Here is a 25,970-nt window from a genome sequence, read left to right on the forward strand (position 1 = left end):
GCGTGCTGATCCTCCTGCCGCCCAGCGAGGGCAAGACCGCTCCGCGCCGCGGCAAGCCGCTCGACCTCGCCGCACTGTCGTCGCCGTCCCTCACCGCGACGCGTACGACGCTCCTGCAGGCGCTCACCGACCTCTGCCGCGACGACCCGGACCGGGCCGCGTCCGTGCTCGGCCTCGGTGCCGGCCAGCGTGACCTCGTGCAGCGCAACGCCGACCTGGCGACCGCACCGACCGCACGCGCCGACGCGATCTACACCGGCGTCCTCTACGACGCCCTCGGCTCCGGCTCCCTGTCCCCCGCCGCCCGCCGGCGCGCCACCGCCCGCCTCGCGGTCACCAGCTCGCTCTTCGGCATCGTCCGCCCGGGCGACCGGATCCCGGCCTACCGGCTGTCCGGCGACGCCACCCTCCCGGGCACCGGCTCGGTGGCCGGCGCCTGGCGCGACGTCCTCGGCGAGGCCGTCCGCGACGCGGTCGGCAGCGGGCTGCTGGTCGACCTCCGCTCCGGGACGTACGCCGCCTTCTGGCGCCCGGAGCCCGACCTCGCGCGGCGCGTGGCGACCGTCCGCGTCCTCCACGAGTCCGGCGGCAAGCGCACGGTGGTGAGCCACTTCAACAAGGCCACCAAGGGTCGGATCGTCCGCGCGCTGCTCGAGGACGGCGCCAACCCCGGCACCCCGAAGGCGCTGGCCGCGACCCTGGAGCGCCTCGGCTGGACCGTCGAGGTCGGCGAACGCACGGCGAAGGGCACCCAGCTCGACGTCGTCGTGTCGGAGGTCTGACCTACCGCAACGGGATCGTGTCCGTCGCCTCGAGCGGGTCCATCCCGCACAGCGCGAGGAGGTCGGCGATGATCGAGCGCACCTGGGCGAGGATCACCTCCGCCGACAGGTCGGCACTGTGCTCGACGTCGGCCGTGGCGCGCCCGAGCGCTATCAGGTCGTCGATGACGGCGGTGGCCATCCGGTCCGCGACGAGCTCGTCAGCCACCCGCTCGGCGAGGACCGCCAGGTCGCGCATGAGCGCGGCGTACGACGGCGGCACGGGCTCGCGGCGGTAGTTGGCCACGGCCACCCGGCGCACCACGACGCGGGTGTTGCGCAGCGCCACGTCGAGCGGCTCGACGAGGTCGGCGAGCTGGCGCTGGTGCTCACCGTGGCGGCGCCGGAAGGGCGACGAGCTCACGACCGACAGCCCCTCCTCGGAGGCGGCGCGCAGCTCGGCGATCAGCACGTCGGTCGAGCGGGCGTCGCGCAGCATCGCCAGCGCACGCTCGACGTCGCCGTCGCCCAGCCGGTCGGCGGCGCAGCGCAGCAGCTCGGCGATCTTGCGCACGACGACCGCCGCCTGGTCCCGCGGCCGGCGCAGCGGCGCGCGCGGGACGACGGTCGCCGCCACCAGCGCCACCGCGCCGCCGATCAGGGCGTCGGTCCACCGCAGGAACGCATCTCCCGGCGCGGGTGCGAGCGCGGCGACGACGATCCCCTGCACGGCCGCCTGGATGATCAGCAGCTGCCCGGCGTCGAGAAGCAGGGCGATCGACATGCCGGCGGCGACGATCAACGCGATCTGGAGACCGCCCGACCCGATGAGGTGGGTCGTGACGTCGCCGAGCAGCACCCCGAGAGCGACCCCGACGGTGACCTCGGCGACGCGTCGCTGCCGCTGGCCGTAGGACATGCCGAGCGAGACCACGGCCGCGATCGGCGCGAAGAAGGGCAGCGTGTGGTCGAAGACGTCGGCCGCCAGCCACCACGCCACCCCCGCCGCGATCGCGCACTGGCCGATCACCCAGCCCTTGGCCCGCAGTCGCGCGACACGGGCGCGCAGCGACGTACGGCTGCGCTCCGCCATCAGGTCGGCGTCGGGCAGGCGCACGACCAGGGGCCCCTCAGAGTCCGGACTCGTCGGTGCGCACCAGGATGCGCTGGCACTCCTCGCACCGGATGACCTCGTCGGCCGGGGCCGAGCGGATGCGGGACAGCTCGGAGGCGTCGAGGGACATGTTGCAGCCGCCGCACTGGCGCGCGCGCAGCAGCGCGGCGCCGACGCCCTTCTGCTCGCGGAGCCGCTCGTAGAGCGCCATCAGGTCGTCGGGCATGCCGTCGGTCGCCGGGCCGCGGGCGGCCTGGACCTCGGTCAGCGACGCGTCGATCGCGGCCTGCTTCTCGTCGCGCTGGGCGACCAGCTCGGCGAGCCGCGCGTCGATGTCCTCGGCCCGGATGCCGAGGCCGTCGAGCACCTGCTGGGCCTCCTCGAGCGCCTCCATCACCTCGAGCTCGGAGTCCTCGAGCGAGGCGATCCGCCGCTCGAGCGAGACCAGCTCGTGCTGCATCCGCTCGAGGTCCTTGGGGTTGGTGATCTGACCGGTGTCCATCCGGTTGCGGTCACGCTCACGCCGGGTCTTGACCTGCTCGACCTCCCGGTCGGCCTTGGTCTGCTCGACCGTGAGGTCGTCGACGACGATGCGGGCGTCGCGCACCTGGTCGGTCAGCGCGGTCCGCTCGGCGGTCAGCGAGGCGATCTCGGCCAGCTCCGGCAGGTGCGCGCGCTGGTGCCGCAGCTGACCGGCGCGCGAGTCGAGGTCGGCGACCTCGAGGAGCTTGACCTGGTGGGTGGGATCGGCCTTCAACGGCTCTCCTGTTGCTGACTTCTGGGGGTTTCAGGGGGTTCAGTGACGGAACGTCCACGGGTCGGTGCACAGCGTGCTGACCCGGGTCTCGACCCTATCGCCCAACGCTTCGCGCAGCCGACCCTCCACCACCGGGAGCCACGTCCACTCCGCCGCCCAGTGCGCCACGTCCACCAGCGCCGCTCCCCCGTGCTCGAGGAACTCCCCGGCCCGGTGGTGCCGCAGGTCGCTCGTGACGAAGACGTCGACGTCCTCGCCGACCAGGCCGTCGAGCAGGAAGTCGCCCGCCCCGCCGCACACCGCGACCCGCCGCACCGGCCGGTCGGACTCCCCCGCGACGCGTATGCCGTGCGCGGTCGTCGGCAGTGCGTCCGCGACGACCGCGGCAAAGGCGCCGAGCGTCGTCTCGTCGACCGTGCCGACCCTGCCCTGACCCGTCGGGGACCCGGGCGACGACGGGAGGATCGGTGCTAGGTCGCGCAGGCCGAGGGCGTACGCCAACGACTCCGAGACGCCGGACACCGCCTGGTCGGCGTTGGTGTGGGCGGTCAGCAGCGCGCAGCCGCCGGAGGTCAGCGTGTGCAGCGTGCGCCCCTTCGGCGTCGTCGCCGCGACCGAGCTCACCGGGGTGAGGTAGAGCGGGTGGTGCACGACGAGCAGGTCGGCACCCCACTCGACGGCCTCCCGGGCGACCTCGAGGGTCGGGTCGACGGCGAACATGACCTTGCCGACCTCGGCGTCCGGCTCACCCGCCACCAGCCCGACGGCGTCGAAGTCCATCGCGGTCTGCGGCGGGTACCACTCGTGCAGGAGCGAGACGACGTCGTCGAGGGAAGGCATGCGGGGAGGCTAGTTGACCTGGCGGTCCTGCCCCTCCCAGTAGGGCTGGCGCAGCTTGAACTTCTGCAGCTTCCCCGTCGCCGTCCGCGCCAGCTCGTCGCGGAACTCGATCGACGTCGGCGCCTTGTAGCCGGCGGCCTTGTCCTTGCACCACCGGATGAGCTCGGCCTCGTCGGCCTGCTGTCCCTCCGCCAGCACGACGAGCGCCTTGATCGTCTCGCCCCACTTCTCGCTCGGCACGCCGATGACCGCGACCTCGGCCACCGCGGGGTGCGAGAAGAGCACGTCCTCGACCTCGATCGAGGAGACGTTCTCGCCGCCGGTGATGATCACGTCCTTCTTGCGGTCGCTGATCGTGAGGTAGCCGTCGTCGCCGATCACGCCGCCGTCGCCGGTGTGGAACCACCCGTCGCGCAATGCCGCACCGGTCTCGTCGGGGCGCTCCCAGTAGCCGTCGAGGATGACGTTGGACCTCGCCAGCACCTCACCGTGCTCGTCCACCTGCAGCCGTACGCCGATCGCAGGCGCGCCGGCCCGCGTGAGCTTGCGGGCCTTCTCCTCCGCCATGTCGTCGTCCCACTCCGAGCGTGAGCGGTTCACGGTGAGGAGCGGCGAGGTCTCGGTGAGGCCGTAGATCTGCATGAACTCCCAGCCGAGCTCCTCCTCCACCCGCACGACGGTCTTCGTCGGCGGCGGCGCCCCGGCCATGATGATCCGCACCCGGTCGCGCCCGGGGATCTCGCCCTCCCAGTCCTGAGCGGCCTCGAGCACCGCCGCGGCGACGGCCGGCGCAGCACACATGACCGTGACGCCGTGCTGCTCGACGCGACGCAGGATCTCGGCGCCGTCGACCTTGCGCAGCACGACCTGCGGCACGCCGAGCCCGGTCATCGCGAACGGCATCCCCCAGCCGTTGGCGTGGAACATCGGCAACGTGTGGAGGTAGACGTCGCGGTCGGTGACGCCGGCGTGGAGGCCGAAGGTCACCGCGTTGGTCCAGAGGTTGCGGTGGGTCAGCTGCACGCCCTTGGGCCGCGCGGTCGTGCCCGAGGTGTAGTTGATCGTCGCCGTCGCGTTCTCGTCCGGCTCCCACGCGCGCGGCTCGGTGCCGGGGGCGGCGAACATCGACTCGTCCTCGCCCAGCACGTAGGTCTGCTCGACGTCGATGCCCTTCACCGACTCGACGAGCTCAGGGTCGACGTAGAGCACCCGCGCGCCCGAGTGGGCCACGATGTAGGCGATCTCGTCGGGCCGGAGCCGGAAGTTGATCGGCACCAGCACCCGGCCGGAGCCGCAGACGCCGAAGAACGACGTCAGCAGGCGGGCGGAGTTGTGGCTGAGCACGGCGACCCGGTCGCCGACCTCCATGCCCATCTCGTCGAGCCGCGCAGCCTGGCGCTGGGCGAGGTCGTACATCTCGGAGTAGGTGAGCCGCCCGTCCGAGCCCAGGGGGGCTGCGGGCTGGTCGGGCTCGTCGGTGACGCCGATCCGGTCGCCGTAGACCGCTGCGGCGCGCTCGATGAAGTCGGAGACGCTGAAGGGGACGATCATGCGAGCCACTCTGGCACGCAGAGGGTTGGTCGAACGATGGTGCGAACGGACTTTCCCGAGCCCCGGATGAGAAAGCTCTCATGCTCCTCTCACGCCTGCTCCACGAAGCACGCGCACGCTGAGCGGCATGACTCCGCTGTGGAAGGCCTTGCTGGCCGTGGCGCTGGTGATCCCGCTCGCCGCCTACGTCGCCGGCTCCCTGGTCGGCTCCGGCGCGGGGTCGCCCGACCCCGGCCGGCAGACCCCGGTGATCCTGCGCGACGCGCCGGCGGGCGAGGAGGACACCACCCGTGAGAAGAAGCGGGGCGAAGGCAACGGCAGCGGCCGAACCGGTCAGGCCGAGCCGCGGACCACCCAGAGCCCCGAGGCATCGACCCCGACACCCGTCCCGACGACCCCGCCCACGACCACCCCGCGCGACGACGACGACGACGATGACGACGGCGGGACCCGCGGCGGCAGTGGAGGCGGTAGTGGAGGCGGAGGAGGCGGCGGCGGTGACCGGGACGACGATGCGATCGTCGTGACACCGCAGCCCACCCCCATCGGGGAGGATGACGACGACGAGGACGACGACGAGACCGACGACGGGGACGACGATGGCGACGAGACCGACGACGGGGACGACTGACGGTGCTCGTCGTCGCCTCGCCCAGGTCTCGGTCCGGACCCGCATCACGGTCGTCATCGCCCTGCTCACCACCGCGGCGATGACCGGGGCCGGACTGCTGGTCTACGCCCTGGAGTCCTCCCGCATCCAGCGCGCCGTCGAGTCCCAGATCACCCAGGAGATCGCGGAATTCCGCAACCTGAGGCGCGACCCGCGGGACGGCCGGGAGTTCGACGACGTACGACGGATCCTGAAGGTGTTCCTGACCCGCAACGTGCCCGACGACGACGAGATGCTCGTGGGGTACGTCCAGGGGGAACGCACCATCCGCACCCTGAACCGCTACGGCCAGGAGTTCCTCGACGAGCCGGCCTACCTCCGCGTCCTCGACGAGCGCGCCGACGACGGCGGCACGAGCATCCTCGACTCCGCGACCTTCGGGGAGGTCTGGGTGACGCTGGTGCCCGTGCGCAACGGGCAGGGCCAGGGGTCCCTGGTCATCGTCAACTTCCTCGCCGACGAGCACGACGAGCTCAACCGGACGATGGGGACCTACACCCTCATCGCGTTGCTGTCGCTCGGCCTGATCACGACGATCGCTGCGTTCCAGTCCGGTCGCCTCCTGGCGCCGCTGCGCACGCTGGAGGAGACCGCGCGGGAGATCACGACCACCGATCTCTCGCAACGCATCCCCGAGCGCGGCAACGACGACATCAGCGCCCTCACCCGCACCATCAACGGGATGCTCGAGCGGCTCGACAGCGGCTTCGCCGCGCAACGCCAGTTCCTCGACGACGCCGGCCACGAGCTGCGCACCCCGCTCACGGTTGTCCGCGGCCACCTCGAGCTGCTCGACCAGGACGACCCCGCCGAGCGGGCAGAGACCCAGGAGCTGCTGCTCGAGGAGGTCGACCGGATGACTCGTCTGGTCGGCGACCTGATGCTGCTCGCGAAGAGCAGGCGGCCGGACTTCCTGGTTCCCGCCGAGGTCGACCTGGAGACCCTGACCCAGACCGTGCTCGCCAAGGCCCGCGGTCTGGGCGACCGGGACTGGACCCTCGACGGGATCGCCACGGGCACGGCCTCGCTCGACGAGCAGCGCATCACACAGGCCCTGCTCCAGCTCGCCGACAACGCCGTCAAGCACACCGACCCCGGTGCCGAGATCGCCATCGGGTCCGCCCGGACCGCCAACGACGTACGCCTCTGGGTGCGCGACACCGGCGACGGCATCGACCCGGCCGATCGCGAGACGGTGCTGCAGCGCTTCGGTCGCAGCCGCGTGCGCCCCGGGGACGAGGGCTTCGGCCTCGGTCTCTCGATCGTCCACGCCATCCTCGACGCCCACGGCGGGACGGTCGCGATCCACGACGCCCAGCCCCGCGGCGCCCGCGTCGAGCTCACCATCCCCACTCACCCCTTCAAGGAGACCTCGTGGCCCAGATCCTGATCGTCGAGGACGAGCAGCGCATCGCTGCCTTCATCGCCAAGGGCCTGCGCGCCGAGGGGCACCAGCCGACGACGGTCCACGACGGCCCCGGCGGCCTGGACGAAGCCCTGTCCGGTCGCTTCGACCTGATGGTGCTCGACATCGGCCTGCCCGGCATGGACGGCTTCGAGGTCCTCGACCAGCTCCGCTCCCAGGGCAGCCGGATGCCGGTGATCATCCTGACGGCGCGAGACTCGGTCACCGACACCGTGGCAGCGCTCGACAGCGGCGCGGACGACTACATGGCCAAGCCCTTCCGGTTCGCCGAGCTGATGGCGCGCATCCGGCTCCGGTTGCGGAGCCTCGTCCCGGCCGACGCCCCTGCCTCCGGCGACGTGCTGGTCGTCGGGTCGCTGCGCCTGGACCGCCGGACGCGCCACATCAGCGGCCCGAGCGGGGACGTCGAGCTCTCGGCCCGCGAGTTCGCCCTGGCCGAGATCTTCCTGCTCAACCCCGGCCAGGTGCTGACCAGGGAGCAGCTGCTCGACCTGGTCTGGGGCTACGACTTCGATCCGGGCTCCAACGTCGTCGACGTCTACGTCGGCTACCTCCGTCGCAAGCTCGGCGGGACGGCCATCTCGACCGTCCGCGGCGTCGGCTACCGGCTCAACCCCTGATCGGCGTCAGCCGCGGATCTTGCTAGCCCCGGATCTTGAAGCCGGCGAGCGACCCGCGCGGCATGCCGGCGAGCACGGGCTCGAGCGCCTCGGCGACCTCGTGCGGCAGCGGCCGCCGGTCCGGGTCGCGCTGGAGGCAGGCGTGGATCACGTCGACGACCGCCGCAGGCACGCCGTCGGGCAGCGGGGCGGGATCCACCGCGAGCTGCGGGAAGCGGAGTCGTACGTCGTCCGCGTCGCGGTCGCCGTGCTCGAACGGGCGGTGCCCGGCGACGGCGTGGAAGAGCGTCGCGCCGAGGCCCCACACGTCGGAGGCGAAGGACGGCACCTGCTCCCCCGGGCCGGTGGGATCGCACTGCTCGGGCGCCATGTAGGCGTCGGTGCCGATCGGGTAGCGCAGCCGTCGGGCGTCCTCCTCGAGCCGGGCGACCGAGAGGTCGATCAGCCGCGCCGGGGCGCCCATGATGACGTTGCTGGGCTTGATGTCGAGGTGCGTCCAGCCGATGTGGCGCAGGTAGTGCAGGGCGGACGCGACGTCGATCGCGAGCGGCAGGTACTGCTGCTCCTGCAGCCGGCCGTAGCGACGGATCAGGCTGGAGAGACGCGGTCCGTCGATGTGCTCCAGCACGACGTGCGGACGGTCGCCGTCCTGCCCGTCGCGCAGACCGCGGACCACGACGGGGTGGTTGACGGTCGCGAGGGCGAGCACCTCCCGGCGCAGTCCGCGCCGGGAGGACTCGTCCTCGAGCTGCGAGGGACGGAGCACCTTGACGACGACGGGTGACCACGTCACCTCGTCGAAGCAGAGCCAGGCCTCGTAGGCGGCGCCGCCGCCGAGGCGCTTCATGGCGCTCAACCCGGGGGCGAGCTCCTCGCCCTCGGCGAGGTGCCAGCCGTCGTCTCGCGTGCTCATCTCGTGCTCCTGTCAGCCGCGGGTGTCGTTGCGGCTGCGGTCGTTGGTCTGGTTCGCCGACTTGTCGCGCGTGCGGTCGCCGCCGTCGCGGGTCCAGTCGCGGGTCTTGTCGCCCCGGCTGTTGTCGCGATCCCGGCTCACGCCCGTCACGGCACTGTTGGTGTTGTCGTTGGTGTCGCGGCTCTGGTTGCTGTACGACGGGCTGTTCGTGGTGTCGTCATCGTCGTCATCGTTGGTGTCGTCGTCGTCGTCGTCCGCGACCAGGACGAGCGACGGGGCGTCGTCCTCGCGCTTGGCGGCCTCGTCGGCGGACGAGGCGACCACGGGGGCCGACATCCCGACCAGGCCGATGACGGCCATCCCGGCGATGCTCAGCAGTGCAGTGGGAAGAAGCTTCCTCATCATGGTTCCTCTCGTCAGGGGCCGTGGCGGCCCGGTGAGAAGAAGAGTGCTGCGCCGGCGTGAGCCACGCGTGAGGCGTCGATGAGAGGGCTCTCATGCACGAGGACTGGTGCGTCGGGACGGTTTCGAACCGCCGACCGCTCGGGTGTAAACCGAGTGCTCTACCGCTGAGCTACCGACGCGGGAACGGCACAGACTACGGGAGCCCGGCTCGGGCACGGAAACCGCACGCGCCCTGCGAAGAAATGAGTCGAGCCGCTGGCGTCTCGGGTCACCAGCGGCTCAACAAGAAGAAGATTACACCAGTGCCCAAACCCGGCATCCGAAACGTGAAATCCCCTCGGATCGGTCTAGACCAGCAACCCGTTCACGCTCACGCAACGGCCGCGTGGAGCTCGCGCAGGTGCTCGTCGAGGTCGCGCCCGTCGGGGTTCGCGTTGTGCACCGACCAGGTCAGCCGGCCGTCCCGGTCCACGACGTACGACGACCGCCGCGGGGCACCCTTCACCTGGTCGAACACCTCGTAGGCCGAGGCGACCGCGCCGTGCGGCCAGAAGTCGGAGAGCAGCGGGAAGTTGAGCCCCTCCGCCTCCGCGAAGGACCGCAGCGCGTAGACCGGGTCGCAGGACAGCGCGAGCACCTCGGTGTCGAAGGTGAGGAACTCGTCGAGCCGGTCGCGCACCCCCGACAGCTCGCCGGTGCACACGCCGGTGAAGGCGAAGGGGTAGAACATCAGCGCGACGGCCTTGCGGCCGCGGAAGTCACTGAGCCGGACGTCCTGCCCGAACTGGTCGCGCAGCGTGAAGTCGGGGGCCTCGTCACCGATGCACAGCCCCTCGCGCCTCACCCCTGCTCCCCGTCGGAGCCGCCCGAGTCCTGGGAGACCTCGGCCAGGTCGCGCTTGAGCACCTTGCCGGTCGCGTTGCGGGGCAGCTCGTCGAGGAACACGATGTCGCGCGGCACCTTGAAGCGGGCGAGGTGCGCCTTGACGTGCTCGCGGAGGTCGTCCTCGCTCACCTCGCCGGAGCGCACCACGAAGGCGCGCAACCGCTGGCCGTAGTCGTCGTCCTTCACGCCGATGGCGGCGACCTCGTGCACGTGCTCGTGCGCGACGAGGCAGTCCTCGACCTCCTGCGGGAACACGTTCTCCCCACCGGAGACGATCATGTCGTCGTCGCGACCGGCGACGTGGAGCCGACCGGCTTCGTCGTAGTAGCCGACGTCGCCCGACGACATCAGGCCGTCGATGCTCTCCTTGGAGTCGCCGCTCGTGTAGCCCTCGAAGAGCAGCCCGTTGCCGACGAAGATCCGGCCGGTCTCCCCCTGCGGCAGCTCGGTGCCGTCCTCGCCGAGGATCTTCACGACCGTGCCGTAGGGGGGCTTGCCCGCTGACGTCGGGTCGGCGCGCAGGTCCTCGGGCGTCGCGATCGACGCGTAGGCGACCTCGGTCGAGCCGTAGATGTTGTAGAGGTTGTCGCCGAAGCGGTCCATCCACGCCTCGGCCAGCGTCGCCGGCAGGGCCGACCCGGACGACGCGACGACCTCGACGCGGCTGAGGTCGATGCCGTCGAGCACCTCGGGGTCGAGCGCGAGCATCCGCTGCAGCATCACCGGGATCACGACCATCGACTGGCAGCGCTCCTCCTGCGCGGTGCGCAGGGCGGTCGCCGGGTCGAAGCTGCGCCGCAGCACGACGGTCGAGCCGAGCAGCATCGCCAGCGCCAGGTGCGCGAAGCCCCACGTGTGGAAGAGCGGTGCCGCGATGTGGGTGCGCCAGCCGGCGCGCAGCGGCATCCGGGACAGCAGCGAGACGGCGGCGTCGATGCCCGCCTCCTTGCGCGGCGCGCCCTTCGGCGTGCCGGTGGTCCCACTGGTGAGGATCACGATGCGGGCATGGCGGTCGGGCGGCTGCAGGTCGCCCTCGTCGTATGCCGTCACCAGCTGCTCGAGCGTCTCGAGCCCGTCGGGCGCGGCGTCGCCGTCGGTCCAGGCGAGGAGGCGCTTCTCGACGTGCGCGCCGGCGAGCAGGCCGGTGAACTCCTCGTCGTGCACGACGAGGCTCGGGGCCTCACGCTCGAGCACGTCGACGAGCTGGGGCCCGGCGAACGCGGTGTTGAGGTAGAGGATGTCGGCGCCGAGCTTGGCGACCGCGATGGAGGCGTCGACGAACCCGCGGTGGTTGCGGCACATCACCGCGACCGAGTCGCCCTCCTTGACCCCTCGCTCGGCGAGGGCGCGGGCCAGCGAGTTCGAGCGGCGGTGCAGCTCGCCCCAGGTGAGCTCGCCGAGCTCGTCGACGATCCCCACCTGGTGGGGCGATCGGGCCGCGAGGGTGGCGAAGCCGCCGGCGGGACCGGTGCCCCAGCGGGCGACGACGAGGCCGATGTTGGCCAGGGTCCGCGGGCCGTAGGGGCGGATGACACCGGCGCCACCGAGCACGCGCACGGTCGTACCGATGCCGGACAGGGTGCCGACCGCCTTCGCGGCGACCTCGCGGGCCGCCGAGCTGCGAGCTGGGGTCACGCGGGTGTCTTCGGAGCGACCAGGCGCGTGGCCTGCCAGTCCTTGCTGACGGACGCGGTCGTGGTCTGCGAGAGACCGGCGATCGGCGCGGCCTCGGAGACGTCGGCAGCGTCGACGGTCCCGGGGCGGCCGACCTTCGGCGTCAGCAGCCAGATCGAGCCGCCGCCGACGAGGTCCGTCAGCGCGTCGACCAGGCCGTCGACCAGGTCGCCGTCGCCGTCGCGCCACCAGAGCAGCACCGCGTCGACCACGTTGCCGTAGTCGCCGTCGACCATGTCGGCGTCGATGACGTCCTCGATCGCGACGCGCAGCTCGTCGTCGGTGTCCTCGTCCCAGCCGAGTTCCTGCACGACCATGCCGGGCTTGAGACCCAGCCGGTCCCCCATGCTGGTCGCCTGGGCGGAATCGCCCACCGTCGAGCTCACGCAGTGCCTCCCATGTCCAGGTCCTCGGCGGTTTTCCCGCTGAGGTGCCCCATAGTCCACCCGAACACCGGATGAGCCGCAACCCCGGCCCCGTCAGGTGGGCCGCGGTGAGACGCCGACGAGGTCCTCGACGCACGCTCCACAGGACTACCGATGGGTAGATTTCGTGGCGCCGACGTGCGTGACACGATGAGCCTGTGAGTGACGCAGAGAAGCCCTCAACCTCCACGCCCGACCAGGCCCCGGCCAAGGTGTCGGTGATCCATGAGGGCCTTCCGACCCAGCTGCCCGACATCGACCCCGACGAGACGCAGGAGTGGCTCGCGTCCTTCGACGCGATGCTCGACGACCGCGGCCGCGACCGGGCGCGCTACGTGATGCTGCGCCTGCTGGAGCGCGCCCGCGAGAAGCAGGTCGGCGTCCCCGCCCTGCGCTCCACCGACTACATCAACACCATCCCGCCGGAGCGCGAGCCGTGGTTCCCCGGTGACGAGGAGACCGAGCGCCGCATCCGTGCGTTCATCCGCTGGAACGCCGCGGTGATGGTGTCCTCGGCCAACCGCAAGGGCCTCGAGGTCGGCGGCCACATCGCCACCTACCAGTCGTCGGCCAGCCTCTACGAGGTCGGCTTCAACCACTTCTTCCGCGGCAAGGACGCCGAGACCGCCGACGGCAGCGTCGGCGGCGACCAGATCTTCATCCAGGGCCACGGCTCGCCGGGTGTCTACGCCCGCGCGTTCCTCGAAGGCCGCCTCAGCGAGCAGCAGCTCTACCGCTTCCGCCAGGAGGTCCAGCACGGCAAGGGCGCCGGGCTGCCGTCGTACCCCCACCCGCGCCTGATGCCGGACTTCTGGGAGTTCCCGACCGTCTCGATGGGCCTGACCGCCATCAACTCGATCTACCAGGCCCGGTTCAACCGTTACCTCGACAACCGCGGCATCAAGGACACCGACCAGCAGCGCGTGTGGGCCTTCATGGGCGACGGCGAGATGGCCGAGCCCGAGTCGCTGGGCGCGATCCGCGTCGCGGCGCGCGAGGAGCTCGACAACCTCACCTGGATCATCAACTGCAACCTGCAGCAGCTCGACGGCCCGGTCACCGGCAACGGCAAGATCATCCAGGAGCTGGAGTCCAACTTCCGCGGCGCCGGGTGGAACGTCATCAAGGTCGTGTGGGGTCGCGAGTGGGACGCCCTGCTGGCCCGTGACGTCGACGGCGTCCTGGTCAACCGGATGAACTCCACGCCCGACGGGCAGTTCCAGACCTACTCGACCGAGGACGGCGCCTACGTGCGCGAGCACTTCTTCGGCAGCGACCCGCGCCTGCGCAAGATGGTCGAGCACATGTCGGACTCGCAGATCGAGAAGCTGCCGCGCGGCGGTCACGACTACCGCAAGGTGTACGCCGCCTTCGACGCCGCGACCAAGCACACCGGTCAGCCGACCGTGATCCTCGCCCACACCATCAAGGGCTGGACGATCGACGCGCTGGAGGGCAAGAACGCCACCCACCAGATGAAGAAGCTGACCCTCCCGGACCTCAAGAAGTTCCGCGACCGGCTCTACCTGCCCATCAGCGACCGCGACCTCGAGGAGTCCTACGAGAAGACCGGCGGTGCGCCGTTCTTCCACCCGGGCGCCGACTCCCCCGAGATCGAGTACATGCTCGAGCGCCGCAAGGCCCTCGGCGGCTCGGTGCCGCGCCGGGTCAACCGCGCCACCGCGCTCAAGCTGCCGGGCGACGAGGTCTACTCCGAGCTCAAGCAGGGCTCGGGCAAGAACAAGTTCGCCACCACGATGGCCGTCGTCCGCCTGCTCCGCGACTGGATGAAGGACCCGGAGATCGGCGACCGCCTGGTGCCGATCGCTCCCGACGAGTACCGCACCTTCGGCATGGACTCGATGTTCCCGAGCGCCAAGGTCTACAACCCCGGCGGCCAGCAGTACGAGTCGGTCGACCGCAAGATGCTGCTCTCCTACAAGGAGTCCGCGCAGGGCCAGATGCTCCACGAGGGCATCTCCGAGGCGGGCGCGATGGCGTCGGCGACCGCTGCGGGGTCGGCGTACACCACGCACGGCGAGCACATGATCCCGTTCTACATCTTCTACTCGATGTTCGGCTTCCAGCGCACGGGCGACTCGATCTGGGCCATGGCCGACCAGCTCGCGCGCGGCTTCCTGATCGGTGCCACCGCGGGTCGCACGACCCTCACCGGCGAGGGCCTGCAGCACGCCGACGGCCACTCGCCGCTCCTCGCGGCGACCAACCCGGCGATCGTGCACTACGACCCGGCGTTCTCCTACGAGATCAGCCACATCATGCAGGACGGCCTCGAGCGGATGTACGGCACGGGCGGCCCCGACGGTGACGGCGAGAACGTCATCTACTACCTCACGGTCTACAACGAGCCCGTCTCGATGCCGGCCGAGCCGTCCGACGTCGACCGCGAGGGCATCCTCAGGGGCATCCACCAGGTCTCGACCGCCGAGGGCGAGGGCCCGCGGGTCCAGCTGATGGCCTCCGGTGTCGGCTACCCGTGGATCGACGAGGCGGCCAGGATCCTCGCCGAGGACTGGGGCGTGCAGTCGGACCTCTGGTCGGTGACGTCGTGGAACGAGCTCGCTCGTGACGGCGCCGCGGCCGAGCAGTGGAACCTGCTCAACCCCGGCGAGGAGAAGCGGACGGCCTACGTCAGCGACAAGCTCGCCGGCGCCCCCGGACCCGTCGTCGCGGTCTCCGACTACATGCGGGCCGTCCCGCTGCAGATCGCGCGCTGGGTGCCGCAGGACTACCGCGTCCTCGGTGCCGACGGCTTCGGCTTCGCCGACACCCGTCCGGCCGCGCGTCGCTTCTTCCACATCGACGCCGTCAGCGTCGTCGTCCAGGCCCTCCAGGCCCTGGCCGACGCCGGCGAGATCGACGTGGCGAAGGTCATCGAGGCGTCCGAGCGCTACAAGATCGACGACCCGACCGCGACCAAGGACATCAAGCAGGAGGGCGGGGACGCGTAGTCCCACGCACCACTCTCTGGTGGGTCATCCCTCTCGTCTGTAGGTCGCGGGAGGGTGGCCCACCAGCTGCGTGAAGGCCCGGATCAGGTGCGGCTGGTCGGCATACCCGAGCCGCACCGCCAGCCCGGCCCAGTCCACGTCGACATCGCCGTGCGCTGCCGAGGTCACGTCGAGCAGCCGGAAGCGCTGCACGACCCACTTCGGACCGATGCCGACGTAGGCGTGGAAGCGCCGCTGCAGGGTGCGCAGGCTGACGCCCGCGATCTCGGCGAGCTGCTCGGCGCGGACGAGGTCGGTGTCCTCCTCCGCCCGCTCGACCAGGGTCGCCAGGTCCTCGACGAGGGGGTCGGGCTCCGGGTCCAGCCCGCGCAGCCAGCGGGCGAGCACGGCAGCCCCGTCCTCCGGCCGCTCGCACGCGAGCACCTCGTCCGCCACCGGGCGATCGTCGAGGCCGAGCAGGTCGGCCACCGGGACCTCACGGCCCTCGAGCTCCCCCACGTCGCCCCGCAGGAACGGCCGGAACCCTGCGGGACGGAAGCCCGCGGCGACGGTCCGGCCGGTGCCCTCCAGTCGCCGCCGGAACATCCGGGACTGGATCCCGGTGACGAGCAGGCGCGGCTCCCCCGCGACGACCTCGGCCGACACGTGCACCACCGGCCGCGGCACGACCTCCTGCTCGTGCGGCTCGGGCGTGTCCCAGCGCACCCACCAGAAGTAGTCCACGAGGTCGGCGAGGTCGGCGGGCGGCTCGATGCGACCGAGGTCGATCAGCTGCTCCGCCGCGCGCGGGCGGAGCACCGCCGCCTGCACACGGCCGGATCGGGAGGGCACGAACGTCACCCTAGGCCGGGGCTCGGACAGTCCTGTCGCCTTTGTCCAAGCCGCAGCCCTGCCAACGGCGCGAGACTGGAGGCCACACAGACCGACGCACGAGGAGACGAGATGACCGACCAGCCGACCGCCCGGATCGCGATGGTGACCCTGGACGTCGCCGAGGTGAAGCCCTCCGCCGACTTCTGGTCCGCCCTGCTCGGCTGGGAGGTCGCGGCCAGCACCGACGACTACGCGATGCTCACCGGTCCCGACGGCAGCCCCGCCCTCGGCCTGGGCAGGACCGACGACCTTCGGCCCCCGTCGTGGCCCGACGACGGCCGCAAGCAGTTCCACCTCGACCTCGCGGTCGACGACGTCGAGGCGATGGCCAGGCGCGCGGTCGAGCTCGGCGCGACGCTGGCGGACCCGCAGCCCGGCGAGACCTGGGTCGTCGTCATCGACCCCGCCGGCCACCCGTTCTGCCTGACCGACGCGGCCAACTGGGGCTAGGCGCCCGCTGCGCGTCGTACGGAGTGCACCGGGGTGAGCGGCGACGAGCCGGCCTGCGCCTGGATGGGCGACACCGACGCTCCCTCGTCGAGCAGCTCGCGCCAGCGCTCCCGGTCGTGGTGGCTCGGCTCGGTCGAGCGGATGAAGTCGCGCACGATCTTGGCGAAGCGCTCGGGGTGGTCCTTGTGCGGGAAGTGGCCCGCGTTGGGCAGCACCTCGATGCGCGCCGTGGGCGCCAGGGCGCTCGCGTTGCTGGCGTGGGTGACCGGGATGACCTGGTCCTCGGCCCCCCACACGACGCACATCGGCATCGCCTCCGTGAGGTACGCCCGGTCGGCCATGGTGACGATCTGGCCCTTCCAGTCGACCACCGCCCGGACGACGTGGGCGATGGCGGCACGCTTGCGCGGGTCCTTGAACGAGTCGTAGATGTCGGCGACCTCGTCGAGGTCGCGCAGCTGGCTCACGCCGGTGGACGCGAGCAGCCGCATCGCGGCGGTCGTCACGTGGCGCAGGCCCGGCGCCGCCAGCACCGACATCGCCTGGTGGAAGCCGGGAGTCGTGATGGCACGGATCGCCGGGCTGACCTCGGGGCCGAGGCCGCCGGACGACACGAGCACCAGCCGCTCGGCACGCTCGGGGAACTGGTAGGCGAACTGCATCGCCACCCCTCCCCCGAAGCTGTGGCCGACGACGGTGACCCGGTCGATGCCCAGCACGGTCAGCAGGTCGCGCATCCCGTTGGCGTAGCCGCCGAGGCTGTAGTCCGCCCGGGGCTTGTCCGACTCGCCGTGCCCGAGCAGGTCGGGGGCGATGACGGTGTGGGTGCGCGCGAGCGACTCCATCACCGGCGCCCAGGTCGTGTGGTCGCACCCGAGGCCGTGGAGCAGCAGGAGGGCCGGGCCGGACCCCCTGCGGACGTAGGCGCGTCGGTGGCCGTGCACGACGACGTGCTCGACGTGCGGGCTGCTGCGACGGGGCACACGACCTCCTGGGACGGACAGGTCCCGGATTCAACCAGAGGGTCGGCGCGGGTGGTGGTCGCGCCCCGCGACGATGCGAAGTCGTGACCTCGTCGCGCCCTCCCGCCCGTTCGTGGGAATCCCACTACGCACGGCGGAGCACTACGCTCGGTCCATGCCCGCCTCCCGTCGCCGTTCAGCCGAGGCCCTGCGCAGCTCGTCGGGGCAGCTCAGCACCGCGGCGACCGCGCGGATGGCCACCGACCTGCCGTGGTTCGACGACCTCAGCGCGGAGGACCGCTCCTGGGTCGGCCTCATCGTGCAGGCCGGCATCCGCGGCTTCGTGGAGTGGTACGACGTCGAGGCCGGCGCGCAGGGCGACGCAGCGGTCCACCACCCGCTGGACGTCGTGGTCTTCGGGGCCGCCCCACGCGAGCTGACGGGCGTGATCTCGCTCCAGCAGACCGTCGAGCTGGTGCGGCTCAGCATCCGGGTCGTCGAGAGCAACATCGACGCGATCCTCGACCCCGAGGACCTGCGCGAGGTGCACGACGCCGTCCTCCTCTACGCCCGCGAGGTCGCCTTCGCGACCGCCGCGGTCTACGCCCGGGCCGCGGAGTCCCGCGGCGCCTGGGACGCGCGCCTCGAGGCGCTCGTCGTGGACGCGGTCGTCCGGTCCGAGGCCGACGAGACCGTGCTCTCCCGCGCGAGCGCCCTCGGCTGGGGCGCCCACGGCGACGTGGCCGTGGTGCTGGGCGCCACGCCTCCCCACCGCGCGGAGCTCGACGTCTTCGAGTCCGTACGCCGTTCGGCGCGCGCCGGCGACATGGACGCGCTGTGCGCCACGCAGGGCGACCGCCTGGTCGTCCTGCTCGGCGGCGTCACCGACCCGCTCAAGGCGGCGACCCGGTTGCTCGACCACTTCGGGGACGGTCCGGTCGTCGTCGGCCCCGTGACCGCCGACCTCGCCCACGCCAGCGCCTCGGCACGAGCCGCCCTCTCGGCGCACCGCGCGGCGAGCGGCTGGCCGGACGCCCCGCGACCGGTCGAGAGCCGCGACCTCCTGCCCGAGCGCGCGCTGGCCGGCGACGGCCACGCGCGGCGCCACCTGGTCGACGACGTCTACCTGCCGCTCGTGGCGACCCGCGGCGCCCTGCTGGAGACCTTGGGCGCCTGGTTCGAGCACGGCGCCTCGATCGAGGGCACGGCGCGTGCGCTCTTCGTGCACCCCAACACCGTGCGCTACCGCCTGCGTCAGATCGCCGACGTCACGGGCTGGTCGCCGACGCGCCCGCGCGAGGCCTTCGCCCTCCAGCTGGCGCTGATCCTAGGGCGTCAGTCGGGCCGGACGGAATTGTAGGAACCCTACAAGGATTCGCGGGTGAGTTTCGTCGGCGTCGGACCCGCGCCGCCACCCGCGGACCCGGCAGAGTGGGGTTCGTGCTCGTCATCGTCGCTCCCGGCCAGGGGGCCCAGACCCCCGGCTTCCTCACGCCCTGGCTGGAGGACCCCGTCTTCGCCGCCCGGTTCGACTGGCTGGCCACCGTCGCCGGCATCGACCTGGCCCACTTCGGCACCGAGGCCGACGCGGACACCATCCGCGACACCAAGATCGCCCAGCCGCTGCTGGTCGCAACCGGCCTGGTCGCGGCGCTCGACCTCTTCCCGCACCCCGCCGACGCGTTCGCGCGCATCGGCGCGGTCGCCGGCCACAGCGTCGGCGAGCTCACCGCCGCCGCGGGTGCCCGTGTCATCACTGCCGAGCAGGCGATGGTGCTGGTGCGCGAGCGCGGCAACGCGATGGCCGACGCCGCCGCGACCACCGCGACCGGCATGACCGCGGTGCTCGGCGGGGACCGCGAGGAGGTGCTCGCGGTGATCGAGCGCCACGGCCTCACTCCCGCCAACGACAACGGTGCTGGTCAGCTCGTCGCCGCGGGCACGATGGAGCAGCTCGCGGCGTTCGCCGAGGACGGGCCGGCCAAGGCGCGGCTGATGCCGCTGAGCGTCGCCGGCGCGTTCCACACCGCCCACATGGCGCCTGCGGTCGAGCGGCTCGCCTCGCTGGCGCGCTCGGTCTCCACCCACGACCCGCGCACCCCGCTGATCTCCAACCGCGACGGCCAGGTCGTCCACGACGGGCGCGACGTGCTGCGCCGCATGGTCGGCCAGATCGCCAACCCGGTCCGCTGGGACCTCTGCATGGAGACGATGAGCGACCTCGGCGTCACCGGCATCCTCGAGATGCCGCCCGCCGGCACCCTCACCGGCATCGCCAAGCGCCAGCTCAAGGGCGTCGAGACCTTCGCGCTCAAGACGCCCGACCAGCTCGACGCCGCCCGCGAGTTCTGCGACAAGCACGGCGAGGCCTCGCAGATCGAGACCACCCCGACCTGGCGGATGATCGTGTCTCCCGCCAAGGGCACGTTCCACCTCGCGTCCGAGGCCCTGGAGCACGACCTCCTGGTCCCCGGGGCCACCATCGGCGCCGTCGCCAGCCTGCGCGACCGCACCGACATCACCGCGCCCCACGGCGGGTCCGTCGTCGAGTGGCTCGTCGAGGACGGCGACCTGGTCTCCCCCGGCCAGCCCCTCCTCCGCCTCCACCCCGAGGGCACGAACTGATGGCGCCGATCACCGCGACGACGGGCGCCCCGCACACGCGCATCATGGGCATGGGCTCCTACCGCCCCACCCGCCTGGTCCCCAACTCCGAGGTCGTCGACGCGATCGCCTCTAGCGACGAGTGGATCCAGCAGCGCTCGGGCATCAAGACGCGTCGCTGGGCCGGACCCGAGGAGTCCGTGCAGATGATGTCGGTCGAGGCGTCGCGCATCGCCATCGAGCGTGCCGGCCTCGAGGTCGGCGAGATCGACTGCGTCCTCGTCGCCACCGTGAGCCACCTGCTCCAGACCCCTGCGGTGGCCACCGCCATCGCCCACGAGCTCGGCACCGACGGCGCCGCCGCCTTCGACATCTCCGCCGCCTGCGCGGGCTTCTGCCACGGCATCGCGATGGCCTCCGACATGGTCCGCGCCGGCAGCGCCCGGCACGTCCTGGTCATCGGCGTCGAACGCCTCACCGACATCCTCGACCTCACCGACCGCGGCACCGCCTTCATCTTCGCGGACGGTGCCGGCGCCGCCGTCGTCGGACCCAGCGACACCCCCGGCATCGGCCCGGTCGTCTGGGGCTCCGACGGCGAGCAGTTCGACCTGATCCGGCAGCGCGAGGACTGGCGCGACGTGGTGGGCACCGAGACCCAGCCCGGCTCCGGCGTGATGCCGCACCTGACCATGCAGGGCAACCCGGTGTTCCGCTGGGCCTCGTTCGCTATGGCCAAGATCGGCCAGCAGGCGCTCGACGCCGCCGGGGTGTCCCTCGACGAGCTCGACGTCTTCGTGCCCCACCAGGCCAACATGCGCATCATCGACGCGATGGCGCGCTCGATGAAGCTGCCCGCGTCGGTGCGCATCGCCCGTGACGTCGCCGACCAGGGCAACACCTCGGCCGCCTCCGTGCCCCTCGCGCTCGACCGGATGATGCTCGAGGGCGAGGCCCGCAGCGGCGACACGGCCCTGCTCATCGCCTTCGGTGCCGGACTGGCGTACGCCGCCCAGGTCGTCACCGTCCCCTGACGCACCACCCGATCCACCTGCTCCACCTGAGTTTTCCACCAGCCAAGAAGCACCACCACCGAAAGAAGGGAAGGCCCCATGGCCACCACCGAAGAAATCCGTGCTGACCTCGCCGACATCGTCAACGAGGTGGCCGGCGTCGACGCCGACGACGTCCAGCTGGACAAGTCCTTCGTGGACGACCTCGACGTCGACTCGCTCTCCATGGTCGAGGTCGTCGTGGCCGCCGAGGAGAAGTTCGGCGTGACCATCCCCGACGACGAGGTCAAGAACCTCAAGACCGTCGGCGACGCCGTCGCCTTCATCGAGCGCTCGCAGGGCTGACGCTCCCCCCACGTCACGGGTGGCCGGCGTCCAGCCCGGCCCCCGTGACCCAGGAACTCCCGCCTCACTCCCGCACGGAACGGAACCCCATCTGATGCCCTCGACCCGCGTAGTCGTCACCGGCCTCGGCGCCACCTCACCCGTCGGTGGGGACGTCGCCTCGACGTGGCAGGCCATGCTGGCCGGCACGTCCGGCGTCGGCTACCTCGACGACGACTGGGTCGACACCCTCCCGGTGCGGATCGGCGGCCGCGTCGCGGTCGAGCCGTCCGAGGTGCTCGAGCGCGTCAAGGCCCGACGGTGGGACCGATCCACCCAGTTCGCGATGGTCGCCGCCGACCAGGCCTGGGCCGACTCCGGGCTCGAGGGCTCCGGGCTCGAGCCCGAGCGACTCGGCGTCGCGGTCGCCTCCGGCATCGGCGGCGTCACCACGCTGCTCGCCAACTACGACACGCTGCTCGAGAAGGGCGCCCGCCGGGTGTCCCCGCTCGCCGTGCCGATGCTCATGCCCAACGCCCCGGCCGCCAACGTCAGCCTCAAGTACGGCGCCCGCGCGGCGGTCCACGCGCCCACGTCGGCCTGCGCCTCCGGCAACGAGGCCATCGCGATGGCCATCGACCTGATCCGCCTCGGCCGCGCCGACGTCGTCATCGCCGGCGGCACCGAGGCCGCGATCCACCCGCTCCCGATGGCCGCCTTCGCCAACATGATGGCGCTCTCCAAGACCGCGAGCGGCGACGACGGCCGCGACCCGGCGTCGGTGTCGCGCCCCTGGGACACCGGCCGTGACGGCTTCGTCCTCGGCGAGGGCGGCGCCGTGCTGATCCTCGAGTCCGAGGAGCACGCCCGTGCCCGCGGCGCCAAGATCTACGCCGAGGTGCGCGGCGCCGGCATCAGCAACGACGCCCACGACATCGCCCAGCCCGACCCCGAGGGTCGCGGCGGCACGCGCGCCATCAAGATGGCGCTCCGCGAGGGTGACGTCGACCCGGCCACCGTCGTCCACGTCAACGCCCACGCCACCTCGACGCCGAAGGGCGACATCGCAGAGGGCCTGATGCTCCACGCCGTCCTCGGCGAGCACGTCGACCGCTGCGTGGTCACCAGCACCAAGTCGATGACCGGCCACCTGCTCGGCGGCGCCGGCGCCCTCGAGGCGGTCGCCACGGTCATGGCACTGCACGACCGGGTCAGTCCCCCGACGATCAACCTCGACGACAAGGACCCCGAGGTCGACCTCGACATCCCGACGTCGAGGCGTGACCTGCCCGACGGTGACATCGTCGCCCTCAACAACTCCTTCGGCTTCGGTGGCGCCAACGTCGCCGTGGCGTTCGGATCCATCTGATGACGACGACCGCCGCTCCCGCAGCCAAGCCCGCCAAGCTGCCCCGCGAGGAGGACCCGCGCAACCCGGTCCACCGCCTCACCGCGCTCCTCGACGAGGGCACGCTCGAGCTGATCACCGCCGACGACGACTCCGGCATGCTCGCCGCGGTCGGCCGCGTCGACGGCACCCAGGTCGTCGCCTTCTGCTCCGACGCGACCGTCATGGGCGGCGCGATGGGCGACGTGGGCTGCCGCGTCGTCGTCGACGCCTACCACCGCGCGATCACCGACAACGTCCCGATCATCGGGTTGTGGCACTCCGGCGGCGCACGGCTCGCCGAGGGCGTGCTGTCCCTCCACGCTGTCGGCCGGATCTTCCAAGTCATGACGCAGGCCTCCGGCGTGATCCCGCAGATCTCCGTCGTCCTCGGCCCGGCCGCCGGCGGGGCGGCGTACGGGCCGGCGCTGACCGACGTCGTCATCCTCGGCCCCGAGGGCCGGATCTTCGTCACCGGTCCCGACGTCGTCCGCTCCGTCACCGGGGAGGACGTCGACATGCTGCGCCTCGGCGGCCCCGAGCCGCACGGCCGGCGCTCCGGCGTGGTGCACATCCTCACCGACTCCGAGCGCGAGGCGCTCGACAAGGCCCGCACGGTCGCCTCCCTCCTCGGCGCGCAGGGCAGCCTGGCCGCGGACGAGGTCGAGGACCGCGAGCTCAGCGAGCTGCTCCCGGAGTCCAAGAAGCGCGCCTACGACGTGCACCCGCTCGTGGAGGGCCTGCTCGACGAGGGCACCATGCAGGAGATCCACGCCCGCTGGGCCCCCAACATCGTCACTGCCCTCGGCCGCTTCGGCGGCCGCACGGTCGGCGTCGTCGCCAACAATCCGCTGCGTCTCGGCGGGTGCCTCGACTCGCTCTCGGCCGAGAAGGCCTCGCGGTTCGTGCGCATGTGCGACGCGTTCGGCGTACCCCTCGTCGTCATCGTCGACGTGCCCGGCTACCTCCCCGGCGTCGGCCAGGAGTGGGACGGCGTCGTCCGACGCGGCGCCAAGCTCCTGCACGCCTTCGGTGAGTGCGTCGTGCCACGGGTGACCCTGGTGACCCGCAAGACCTACGGCGGCGCCTACATCGCGATGAACGCCCGCTCGCTCGGCGCCACCAAGGTGTTCGCCTGGCCGGGCGCGGAGGTCGCCGTGATGGGCGCCGTGGCCGCGATCCGCGTGCTCCACCGCCGCAAGCTGGCCGAGGTCTCCCCCGAGATCCGGCCGCAGGTCGAGGCCGAGCTCGCCGCGGAGCACGAGCGCATCGCCGGCGGGGTCGACAAGGCCGTCGAGATCGGCGTCGTCGACGAGGTGGTCGAGCCCGGCCGCACCCGCAGCGCGATCGCTGCCGCGATGCGGCACGAGATCGACACGGTCGGCGTACGCCGTGGGCGCCACGGCAACATCCCGCTCTGACCCCACGGCCCGAGCGGGCCCGTGACCGTCACCGAGACCTTCCGGCTGCGTCGCCGCAACCCCTGGACGGCTGTCGTCTCAGACGACCTGGTGCAGCCAGCGCACCGGTGCGCCCTCACCCGCATGCCGGAAGGTCTCGAGCTCGTCGTCCCACGGCTTGCCGAGGAGCGCGTCGATTTCGTTGAGGAGCGTGGTGTCGCCCAACGCGGACTTCACGACCGCGGCCTTGAGCCGGTCCTCGGGGATGAGGATGTCGCCGTGCGGTCCGGTGATGGCGTGGAAGATGCCGAGGTCGGGCGTGCACGAGAAGCGCGTGCCCTCCGTCGAGCTCGTCGGCTCCTCGGTGATCTCGAAGCGGAGGTGGTTCCACCCGCGCAGCGCCGATGCGACGGCGGCAGCGGTCCCGGCCGTGCCGGTCCACGACAGCTCGGCGCGGTAGGACCCCGGCTGGGCAGGCTGCGGCGTCCAGTCGAGCGAGACGGCGACCCCGAGCACTCCGCCCACGGCCCACTCGATGTGCGGGCAGAGTGCGGAGGGAGCAGAGTGCACGTACAGAATGCCCCGCGTCCCCGGACCGTCCGGGCGGGAAGCAATGCGTGTGGTCACCACGACCTCCTTGAGTTCCGACGCTCCAGATGCGCCTTCCCCAGCGGTCTGTCGTCGTTGCTCAACGGTGGTCGAGTGACACGTATGTGATTAGTGGCTCCATTGTGGCCCATGAGGCGCCCGAACGCCAGCGGGACACGTTCGAGAGGGCGCCGTCAGGACTGGCGACGCTCCAGCTGGTCCGCGCGCTCCGCGGCATCGGTGATCTCATCGGAGTCGATCGCGTGCGTGCGGTGGAACCACGCCAGGGCGTCCGCCTCGCGTCCGGCCGACTCCAGGGTGTCGGCGTACGCGTAACGCAGCCGCACCGCCCACGCCGAGCGGCTCTTGGAGGTCAACGGCGCGAGCTCCAACGTACGGAGGGCAGCGTCGAGCTGTCCCATGTCGCGCCGGGCCCCAGCCTCGACGAGGGTCATCTCGGCCTTCGCCTCGGTGCTGAAGTTGGCCACCGACGGGCTCTTGGCGAGCTTGATCGCCTGCTCCGGATTGCCGAGGGCGCGGTGGCAGTCGGCCATGATCGGCAGGTAGTCGGTGGCACCGTTCATCCGCTTGGCGGCGCGCAGCTCGGCGAGCGCGACGTCGTAGTGGCCGGCTGCGTACGCCGCCTCCCCCGTCGCCTCGCGCACGACGGCCAGGCGCGACGCACGGGCGCGCGCAGCCAGGGTGTGGCGGTAGGCCAGCTCGGGGTCCTCGTCGATCAGCACGCCGGCCGCAGCCAGGTGACGCGCGACCCGAGCAGCGAGCTTCTCGGGCAGGCCCTTGAGCTGCGCCCGCACTCCGCGATCGAGCTCGGCGCCGGTGACGTCCTCCGGCAGCTCAGGACCGTCGTACTCGGCCTGGTCGGCCGTACGAACCTTCGGCTCGGCGCGGCCACGGAAGGCACGGTCCTGCGAGCGGGAGTCGCTCTTGCCCTGGTAGCCCCCACGGGAGGAGCCACCCTTGGCGCCATCCTTGCTACCGCCACGCGGAGCATCGCCGCGGGAGCTGCTGCGACCGCGCGAGTCCCCGGACGAGGACGACGAGCGCCCGGATCCGCCGCGGGCGTCGCTCGAGCGCGACGACGAGCCACCTCGTCCGGCGCTGGCGCCACCTCGGGCTGGTCGCTGTCCTCGACGGTCCTCGGCCACGGCCGCACACTCCTTCTCAACGTATCGGCCCCCGCCCACGGGCCACCGTACTCATACCGGGGCGTGAAATGACGCAGAGGCCACCAGATGTCTGGTGGCCTCTGCCCAATGATTGTCCGGCGGCGTCCTACTCTCCCACAACCTCTCGGTTGCAGTACCATCGGCGCTGAAAGGCTTAACTTCCGGGTTC

25 protein-coding genes, 1 tRNA gene and 1 rRNA gene are annotated in these 25,970 nt (G+C 71.9%); 12 read left to right on the forward strand and 15 right to left on the reverse strand.

What is annotated here, in order from left to right; translation table 11 throughout:
* Positions 1-2 precede the first annotated feature (2 nt).
* On the forward strand, positions 3-782 hold the full coding sequence (gene yaaA / locus EUA06_RS21580) for a peroxide stress protein YaaA (RefSeq protein ID WP_129479658.1): 780 nt from the start codon (positions 3-5) through the stop codon (positions 780-782).
* Position 783: 1 nt separating this feature from the next.
* Here the strand turns inward: yaaA and EUA06_RS21585 are convergent, their stop codons facing one another.
* The 4 genes from EUA06_RS21585 to EUA06_RS21600 are packed head-to-tail and all read right to left on the reverse strand — an operon-like array spanning position 784 to position 5,023.
* Positions 784-1,878 carry an FUSC family protein gene (locus EUA06_RS21585; RefSeq protein WP_242498312.1) on the reverse strand — a complete coding sequence of 365 codons (1,095 nt, stop codon included), beginning with the start codon at positions 1,876-1,878 and terminating at the stop codon, positions 784-786.
* A 13-nt stretch (positions 1,879-1,891) separates the two neighbouring features.
* A complete protein-coding gene (locus EUA06_RS21590) occupies positions 1,892-2,632 on the reverse strand; it encodes a zinc ribbon domain-containing protein (RefSeq protein WP_129479660.1) in 741 nt (246 codons plus the stop codon).
* Between the two features lie 39 nt (positions 2,633-2,671).
* Positions 2,672-3,472 carry a Nif3-like dinuclear metal center hexameric protein gene (locus tag EUA06_RS21595; RefSeq protein WP_129479662.1) on the reverse strand — a complete coding sequence of 267 codons (801 nt, stop codon included), beginning with the start codon at positions 3,470-3,472 and terminating at the stop codon, positions 2,672-2,674.
* A gap of 9 nt (positions 3,473-3,481) precedes the next feature.
* Positions 3,482-5,023: an AMP-binding protein gene (locus EUA06_RS21600; RefSeq protein ID WP_129479664.1), complete on the reverse strand. Its 1,542-nt coding sequence runs from the start codon at positions 5,021-5,023 to the stop codon at positions 3,482-3,484.
* 127 nt (positions 5,024-5,150) lie between these two features.
* Here EUA06_RS21600 and EUA06_RS21605 point away from each other — a divergent pair, with 127 nt between their 5' ends.
* From EUA06_RS21605 to EUA06_RS21615, 3 genes are read left to right on the forward strand one after another with little or no spacing between them, the layout of a single operon-like run.
* A complete protein-coding gene (locus EUA06_RS21605; RefSeq protein WP_129479666.1) occupies positions 5,151-5,654 on the forward strand; it encodes a hypothetical protein in 504 nt (167 codons plus the stop codon).
* On the forward strand, positions 5,623-7,083 hold the full coding sequence (locus EUA06_RS21610) for a sensor histidine kinase (protein ID WP_242498313.1): 1,461 nt from the start codon (positions 5,623-5,625) through the stop codon (positions 7,081-7,083). The genes EUA06_RS21605 and EUA06_RS21610 overlap by 32 nt, the downstream gene beginning before the upstream one ends.
* Positions 7,068-7,739, forward strand: a complete 672-nt coding sequence (locus EUA06_RS21615; protein ID WP_129479670.1) for a response regulator transcription factor — start codon at positions 7,068-7,070, stop codon at positions 7,737-7,739. The genes EUA06_RS21610 and EUA06_RS21615 overlap by 16 nt, the downstream gene beginning before the upstream one ends.
* A 22-nt stretch (positions 7,740-7,761) precedes the next feature.
* Here the strand turns inward: EUA06_RS21615 and EUA06_RS21620 are convergent, their stop codons facing one another.
* From EUA06_RS21620 to EUA06_RS21645, 6 genes are all read right to left on the reverse strand, one after another.
* The gene (locus EUA06_RS21620) at positions 7,762-8,652 is read right to left on the reverse strand and encodes a serine/threonine-protein kinase (protein WP_129479672.1); all 891 of its coding nucleotides are present in this window, start codon (positions 8,650-8,652) and stop codon (positions 7,762-7,764) included.
* A 12-nt stretch (positions 8,653-8,664) separates the two neighbouring features.
* The gene (locus tag EUA06_RS21625; RefSeq protein ID WP_129479674.1) at positions 8,665-9,054 is read right to left on the reverse strand and encodes a hypothetical protein; all 390 of its coding nucleotides are present in this window, start codon (positions 9,052-9,054) and stop codon (positions 8,665-8,667) included.
* 107 nt (positions 9,055-9,161) lie between these two features.
* Positions 9,162-9,236 (reverse strand) — tRNA-Val (locus EUA06_RS21630).
* A 191-nt stretch (positions 9,237-9,427) separates the two neighbouring features.
* Positions 9,428-9,901, reverse strand: coding sequence for a peroxiredoxin (locus tag EUA06_RS21635; RefSeq protein WP_129479676.1), 474 nt, complete (start codon positions 9,899-9,901; stop codon positions 9,428-9,430).
* Positions 9,898-11,577, reverse strand: a complete 1,680-nt coding sequence (locus EUA06_RS21640; RefSeq protein WP_129479678.1) for an AMP-binding protein — start codon at positions 11,575-11,577, stop codon at positions 9,898-9,900. The genes EUA06_RS21635 and EUA06_RS21640 overlap by 4 nt, the downstream gene beginning before the upstream one ends.
* On the reverse strand, positions 11,574-11,963 hold the full coding sequence (locus EUA06_RS21645) for a DUF3052 domain-containing protein (protein ID WP_129479702.1): 390 nt from the start codon (positions 11,961-11,963) through the stop codon (positions 11,574-11,576). Before EUA06_RS21645 ends, EUA06_RS21640 begins: the two co-directional genes overlap by 4 nt.
* A gap of 290 nt (positions 11,964-12,253) precedes the next feature.
* On the opposite strand from EUA06_RS21645, the gene aceE reads away from it, so the two are divergent.
* Positions 12,254-15,013 (forward strand): pyruvate dehydrogenase (acetyl-transferring), homodimeric type, encoded by a 2,760-nt coding sequence (gene aceE, locus EUA06_RS21650; protein ID WP_242498316.1) that lies wholly within the window; start codon positions 12,254-12,256, stop codon positions 15,011-15,013.
* Between the two features lie 24 nt (positions 15,014-15,037).
* Here the strand turns inward: aceE and EUA06_RS21655 are convergent, their stop codons facing one another.
* Positions 15,038-15,844 carry a DUF6597 domain-containing transcriptional factor gene (locus EUA06_RS21655; RefSeq protein WP_129479682.1) on the reverse strand — a complete coding sequence of 269 codons (807 nt, stop codon included), beginning with the start codon at positions 15,842-15,844 and terminating at the stop codon, positions 15,038-15,040.
* A gap of 111 nt (positions 15,845-15,955) precedes the next feature.
* On the opposite strand from EUA06_RS21655, the gene EUA06_RS21660 reads away from it, so the two are divergent.
* Positions 15,956-16,336: a VOC family protein gene (locus EUA06_RS21660; RefSeq protein WP_129479684.1), complete on the forward strand. Its 381-nt coding sequence runs from the start codon at positions 15,956-15,958 to the stop codon at positions 16,334-16,336.
* Here the strand turns inward: EUA06_RS21660 and EUA06_RS21665 are convergent.
* Entirely contained in the window at positions 16,333-17,319 is a 987-nt protein-coding gene (locus EUA06_RS21665) for an alpha/beta fold hydrolase (protein WP_242498314.1), read from the reverse strand. The genes EUA06_RS21660 and EUA06_RS21665 overlap by 4 nt on opposite strands.
* A gap of 154 nt (positions 17,320-17,473) precedes the next feature.
* Here EUA06_RS21665 and EUA06_RS21670 point away from each other — a divergent pair, with 154 nt between their 5' ends.
* From EUA06_RS21670 to EUA06_RS21695, 6 genes are all read left to right on the forward strand, one after another.
* Positions 17,474-18,658, forward strand: a complete 1,185-nt coding sequence (locus EUA06_RS21670; RefSeq protein WP_129479686.1) for a PucR family transcriptional regulator — start codon at positions 17,474-17,476, stop codon at positions 18,656-18,658.
* A gap of 80 nt (positions 18,659-18,738) precedes the next feature.
* On the forward strand, positions 18,739-19,923 hold the full coding sequence (locus EUA06_RS21675; RefSeq protein ID WP_129479688.1) for an acyltransferase domain-containing protein: 1,185 nt from the start codon (positions 18,739-18,741) through the stop codon (positions 19,921-19,923).
* The gene (locus tag EUA06_RS21680) at positions 19,923-20,936 is read left to right on the forward strand and encodes a beta-ketoacyl-ACP synthase III (RefSeq protein ID WP_129479690.1); all 1,014 of its coding nucleotides are present in this window, start codon (positions 19,923-19,925) and stop codon (positions 20,934-20,936) included. Before EUA06_RS21675 ends, EUA06_RS21680 begins: the two co-directional genes overlap by 1 nt.
* A 78-nt stretch (positions 20,937-21,014) precedes the next feature.
* Positions 21,015-21,260, forward strand: a complete 246-nt coding sequence (locus tag EUA06_RS21685) for an acyl carrier protein (protein WP_056599877.1) — start codon at positions 21,015-21,017, stop codon at positions 21,258-21,260.
* A 94-nt stretch (positions 21,261-21,354) separates the two neighbouring features.
* Complete coding sequence (locus tag EUA06_RS21690) at positions 21,355-22,608, forward strand: beta-ketoacyl-[acyl-carrier-protein] synthase family protein (protein WP_207208490.1); 1,254 nt, start codon at positions 21,355-21,357, stop codon at positions 22,606-22,608.
* Entirely contained in the window at positions 22,608-24,047 is a 1,440-nt protein-coding gene (locus tag EUA06_RS21695) for an acyl-CoA carboxylase subunit beta (protein ID WP_129479692.1), read from the forward strand. The genes EUA06_RS21690 and EUA06_RS21695 overlap by 1 nt, the downstream gene beginning before the upstream one ends.
* Before the next feature lie 78 nt (positions 24,048-24,125).
* Here EUA06_RS21695 and EUA06_RS21700 read toward each other — a convergent pair whose 3' ends face one another.
* The 3 genes from EUA06_RS21700 to rrf all read right to left on the reverse strand — a co-directional run.
* Positions 24,126-24,605, reverse strand: coding sequence for a DUF3145 domain-containing protein (locus EUA06_RS21700; RefSeq protein ID WP_129479707.1), 480 nt, complete (start codon positions 24,603-24,605; stop codon positions 24,126-24,128).
* A gap of 203 nt (positions 24,606-24,808) precedes the next feature.
* Positions 24,809-25,780, reverse strand: a complete 972-nt coding sequence (locus EUA06_RS21705; RefSeq protein ID WP_129479694.1) for a tetratricopeptide repeat protein — start codon at positions 25,778-25,780, stop codon at positions 24,809-24,811.
* A gap of 114 nt (positions 25,781-25,894) precedes the next feature.
* Positions 25,895-25,970 (reverse strand): 5S ribosomal RNA (gene rrf / locus EUA06_RS21710); the annotation flags it as partial.

This window comes from Nocardioides glacieisoli (assembly GCF_004137245.1).
GTDB classification, from domain to species: domain Bacteria; phylum Actinomycetota; class Actinomycetes; order Propionibacteriales; family Nocardioidaceae; genus Nocardioides; species Nocardioides glacieisoli.

What these genes read in the sequence shown, in the direction of transcription:
- EUA06_RS21595 (WP_129479662.1), bottom strand. Translation starts at nt 3,472, where the DNA reads ATGCCTTCCCTCGACGACGTCGTCTCGCTCCTGCACGAGTGGTACCCG.
- EUA06_RS21600 (WP_129479664.1), bottom strand. Translation starts at nt 5,023, where the DNA reads ATGATCGTCCCCTTCAGCGTCTCCGACTTCATCGAGCGCGCCGCAGCG.
- EUA06_RS21605 (WP_129479666.1), top strand. Translation starts at nt 5,151, where the DNA reads ATGACTCCGCTGTGGAAGGCCTTGCTGGCCGTGGCGCTGGTGATCCCG.
- EUA06_RS21610 (WP_242498313.1), top strand. Translation starts at nt 5,623, where the DNA reads ATGGCGACGAGACCGACGACGGGGACGACTGACGGTGCTCGTCGTCGC.
- EUA06_RS21620 (WP_129479672.1), bottom strand. Translation starts at nt 8,652, where the DNA reads ATGAGCACGCGAGACGACGGCTGGCACCTCGCCGAGGGCGAGGAGCTC.
- EUA06_RS21625 (WP_129479674.1), bottom strand. Translation starts at nt 9,054, where the DNA reads ATGAGGAAGCTTCTTCCCACTGCACTGCTGAGCATCGCCGGGATGGCC.
- EUA06_RS21645 (WP_129479702.1), bottom strand. Translation starts at nt 11,963, where the DNA reads ATGGGGGACCGGCTGGGTCTCAAGCCCGGCATGGTCGTGCAGGAACTC.
- EUA06_RS21660 (WP_129479684.1), top strand. Translation starts at nt 15,956, where the DNA reads ATGACCGACCAGCCGACCGCCCGGATCGCGATGGTGACCCTGGACGTC.
- EUA06_RS21670 (WP_129479686.1), top strand. Translation starts at nt 17,474, where the DNA reads ATGCCCGCCTCCCGTCGCCGTTCAGCCGAGGCCCTGCGCAGCTCGTCG.
- EUA06_RS21680 (WP_129479690.1), top strand. Translation starts at nt 19,923, where the DNA reads ATGGCGCCGATCACCGCGACGACGGGCGCCCCGCACACGCGCATCATG.
- EUA06_RS21685 (WP_056599877.1), top strand. Translation starts at nt 21,015, where the DNA reads ATGGCCACCACCGAAGAAATCCGTGCTGACCTCGCCGACATCGTCAAC.
- EUA06_RS21690 (WP_207208490.1), top strand. Translation starts at nt 21,355, where the DNA reads ATGCCCTCGACCCGCGTAGTCGTCACCGGCCTCGGCGCCACCTCACCC.
- EUA06_RS21695 (WP_129479692.1), top strand. Translation starts at nt 22,608, where the DNA reads ATGACGACGACCGCCGCTCCCGCAGCCAAGCCCGCCAAGCTGCCCCGC.